Consider the following 3586-nt stretch of genomic DNA (forward strand, 5'->3'; position numbering starts at 1 on the left):
TGGAGACCGGCGGGAGCCTTGCCCCCATCAAGGGGGTGGCGATCCCGAACCCCGGCGGCATGGCCTTCAGCGAGCCCCGCCCCTATACCGACCTGAACGAGCTCCCCTTTCCCGACCGGACCCTCACCGCCCCCTACCGCACGCACTACTTCAGCGAATGGTTCAAACCCCTCGCCTCCGTGAGAACTTCCCTCGGCTGCACCGCCCGCTGTAATTTCTGCGCCCTCTGGTCCATCACCGGCGGCAAGTACCTGCGGCGCTCGCCGGAATCGGTGGTGGAGGAGCTGCGGGGAGTCGCCGAGCCGAACGTCTTTTTCTGCGACGACGAGTCCATGTGCGACGTGAAGCGGATGGACCGGCTGGCCGACCTGATCCGTGAGGCGGGGATCAGGAAGAACTATTTCCTCTACGGGCGGGTTGATACCATCGTCGATCACCCGGAGCTGTTCGCCAAATGGGCCAGGATCGGCCTGGCCCAGGTGTTCGTCGGCATGGAGGAATGTTCCGACGAGCGGCTCGCCGCCATGAAAAAGGGGGTGACCATTGCCCAGCAGGAACAGGCGGTGAAGATCCTCGACGACCTGGGGGTGATGATGTATGCGTCCTACATGGTCGATCCGGCCTATACCCGGGCGGATTTCAGGAACCTTCTGGCCCATGTGCGGCGGCTCAAGCACAAGTACGCCACCTTTACGGTGTTGACGCCGCTTCCCGGCACCGAACTCTATGCGGCCAGGGAGGGGGAGCTCATCTCCCGCAAGCCGGAGCTGTACGACATGATCCACGCGCTCCTCCCCACCACGCTGCCGCTTCGGGAGTTCAACGAAGAGCTGGCCAATCTCTGGGTCAAGGCGGTGCCGTTTCACCGGGTGCTTCCAACCCTCGCCCGCTTCGGGCTGCGGGGGATGCTGATCCGCATCAGGCTGTTCAGCCGGATTCTGGAGAAGGCCCGCGCGGCGCACCTGGATTACTGAGCCATCCGGGCCGGATAGCCGCCGGAAACGGGATTATTTCCGGTGGCTATCACCATTTTCATCTGCTAAAGTTTCGCCCATGAAAACCCGCGACAGGATCATCGAGACCGCCATCGAACTCTTCAACGAGCAGGGAACCAGGGCGGTGACCACCAACCATATCGCCGCTGCCGCAGGCATCAGCCCCGGCAACCTCTACTACCATTTCCGCAACAAGGAAGACATCATCCGCGCCATCTTCGAGCAGATGGATGCCTATGGCCTGGAGCAGTACCGGCTCATCACCGATACCTGCCCCCCCGGCACCCTGGAGGCGATGGAGCGGACCTTCGTCATGATTCAGGAGTACAACTGGCGCTACCGCTTCTTCAAGCGCGAGCTGACGGCCCTGATCATGGCCGACCCGCTCCTGCGGGAGCGCTTCCACCAGACCCACCACGCCCTCCTCGCCCTGGTCCGGCACTCGGTCGACAGCTCCGTCGCCCTGGGGGTGCTCAGGCCCCTGGACGAGAAGGAGCGGGCGCTCCTCACCGAGGAAATCTGGCTGGTGACGCTTTTCTGGCTCAACTACCTGGAGGTAGGAGGGGAGGAAGTTAACGGGGAGACGCTTCGAAGGGGCATCGACCTGCTGCGAAATATGCTGAAATCGTATCTTGCGGCAGGGTAAAATGCAGGCTGGGACTCATGTTACAGTCCTGATAGCCTTCTCGCTGCGGAGGATTTGATGGAGGGCAGTTCCCGTTTCCTATCCTGGTGAAACGTTCTATTTGGATAGATCACCGGTTCACGCGCGCGTGTGCGTGAACCGGTCAATTACGAGTTGGCCAGAGGAGAGGGACGAATGACAAAATTTCGTCGGAAGCTCAAGAAAGAGCTCGAACTCAAGCGATTGGCAAAATCAACGGCTGCAGTCTCGGGTCTCGCTGGTGCAGCTTCTGCTGCTACAGGCGTCGCAGCAGCCTTAGCTGCACCAACGGGATTGACGGCCTTGTCCGTTGCACTCGGAATATCCAGCGCTCCCCTCGTCGTTACTGCAGCGCCTATTGTTGCAGGGGTCGCTGTGGCAGCCGGAACTGCAGCTGGTGTTGTGCGTTTTTGCCATTGGTACAAGGAGCGTTCGGAGGAAGAGGAAGAGGATCCTTGTGCCGGGAGTGAGAAATGAGAGCAAAACGCATACAAGAAATTACTACCTTTATTATATTGCTTTCTCTTGTTGGATGTGCATCAAGGGCAAACAATATTAGCGCAATATACGTTCCACCACTTAAATATCAAAATCATAATTGCGAACAAATCAGACAAAAACTTGATAGTGTTTGTGAAAAAGTTAATATTTTATCAAGTATTCAAAATGCAGACGCTAATTCTGATCCTGTTGCACTTGCCTCAGGAGTAATCAGCTTGTGGTTTCCTGTGATGTTTATGAGTGGTGGAAGTCACGAAAAGGATATTGCTCAGTTGAAGGGTGAGATTATAGCTTTAGAGCAGAGTGCAATTGAAAAACAATGTTCAGAAGTATTAACATTTATTCAAAATCAAAGAGAATTTGCTATGTCATTGCAAGAAAGCAAAATCGAATTATTGCCAGATGAAAAATGAACAATTTAAGCAACACAATCGATGTATACAAATCCAAAAGTCATTACCAGGAGCTACATTATGAATAACTTTAAGCACCCATTATTCTACAATATTGTTCTAATGTCCGTTCTATTGGTTTTTTCTGGCTGTGCGTCTGTAACTGATTCAATACCAGACGAACAGATTCTCCATGTTTCTGGCAACATATATGAAGTTATGGATGTTGATAAACGGGGTATTTTTGGAAGTGAAGCGTCTTTAATCGATGGGGTGGTTGATCAAGCAAACGAGTTCGCTACGACTAAGGATAAGGTTGCAAATCCATTAGCTGCAAGAATCCATCGGGTTGGAATTCTAGGAGATTGGGCTTGGTTTTACTACAAGTTTGCTCTTGTAGATAAAAACACACCTGATGCCTATAGAAAATTAACAGATATAACAATTGAGCGAGACGCAAGGTTATCAACGGAGTTTTATATCAACCGACACAAGACTGAAATGAGAAGTGTTTCTGAAGAAATCATAAAACTAGATGAATTGCGGAAAAAGGGACTACTGACTGATGCTGAATTTTTAGCGCAGAAGAAAAGACTTTTAGAAAATCAATAATTGAAACACAAGAGTAACGCTGCTTTTTTATAAAGAGAGGGCGATTCCAACAAGGCTTACGACCTGCCCCAAAAGCCGGCAGGTCAAAGCCATGCCCGTTATGCGAGTAAATATGAAGCAGTAACACGTCCATGGACAGGAGGAGTGACATGAATAAGCAAGCAAAGAATACGATTTGCCTTTGGTACGATGGCGACGCCGAGGAGGCGGCGCGATTCTATGCCGAGACCTTTCCTGATTCATCCGTTGGCGCAGTGCACCTCGCGCCGGGAGACTTTCCGTCCGGGAAAAAAGGAGATGTGTTGACGGTCGAGTTTACGGTGATGGGAATTCCCTGCCTCGGGCTCAATGGCGGACCCGAGGTCAAGCACAACTGGGCATTCTCGTTTCAGGTCGCAACCGCTGACCAGGCCGAAACGGAT

At 52.9% G+C, this 3586-nt stretch carries 6 protein-coding genes; all 6 read left to right on the forward strand.

Annotation, left to right across the window (positions count from 1 at the left end; all coding sequences use genetic code 11):
* Positions 1 to 974: radical SAM protein (locus RCH91_RS10905; protein WP_306534972.1), on the forward strand; the 974-nt coding region annotated here is incomplete at its 5' end.
* A gap of 79 nt (positions 975 to 1053) precedes the next feature.
* On the forward strand, positions 1054 to 1641 hold the full coding sequence (locus tag RCH91_RS10910) for a TetR/AcrR family transcriptional regulator (protein ID WP_306534973.1): 588 nt from the start codon (positions 1054 to 1056) through the stop codon (positions 1639 to 1641).
* Positions 1642 to 1815: 174 nt separating this feature from the next.
* Complete coding sequence (locus tag RCH91_RS10915) at positions 1816 to 2136, forward strand: hypothetical protein (protein ID WP_306534974.1); 321 nt, start codon at positions 1816 to 1818, stop codon at positions 2134 to 2136.
* Positions 2133 to 2573 carry a hypothetical protein gene (locus tag RCH91_RS10920; RefSeq protein ID WP_306534975.1) on the forward strand — a complete coding sequence of 147 codons (441 nt, stop codon included), beginning with the start codon at positions 2133 to 2135 and terminating at the stop codon, positions 2571 to 2573. The genes RCH91_RS10915 and RCH91_RS10920 overlap by 4 nt, the downstream gene beginning before the upstream one ends.
* A 60-nt stretch (positions 2574 to 2633) precedes the next feature.
* Entirely contained in the window at positions 2634 to 3164 is a 531-nt protein-coding gene (locus tag RCH91_RS10925) for an SHOCT domain-containing protein (protein ID WP_306534976.1), read from the forward strand.
* Between the two features lie 149 nt (positions 3165 to 3313).
* A partial coding sequence (locus RCH91_RS10930) for a VOC family protein (RefSeq protein ID WP_306534977.1) occupies positions 3314 to 3586 on the forward strand: 273 nt, incomplete at its 3' end.

Origin of the sequence: Geobacter sp., assembly GCF_030834625.1 — a bacterium.
GTDB lineage: Bacteria > Desulfobacterota > Desulfuromonadia > Geobacterales > Geobacteraceae > Geobacter.

Excerpts from the sequence above, each read along its gene's own strand:
- RCH91_RS10910 (WP_306534973.1), top strand. The coding sequence starts at position 1,054 with ATGAAAACCCGCGACAGGATCATCGAGACCGCCATCGAACTCTTCAAC.
- RCH91_RS10915 (WP_306534974.1), top strand. The coding sequence starts at position 1,816 with ATGACAAAATTTCGTCGGAAGCTCAAGAAAGAGCTCGAACTCAAGCGA.
- RCH91_RS10920 (WP_306534975.1), top strand. The coding sequence starts at position 2,133 with ATGAGAGCAAAACGCATACAAGAAATTACTACCTTTATTATATTGCTT.
- RCH91_RS10925 (WP_306534976.1), top strand. The coding sequence starts at position 2,634 with ATGAATAACTTTAAGCACCCATTATTCTACAATATTGTTCTAATGTCC.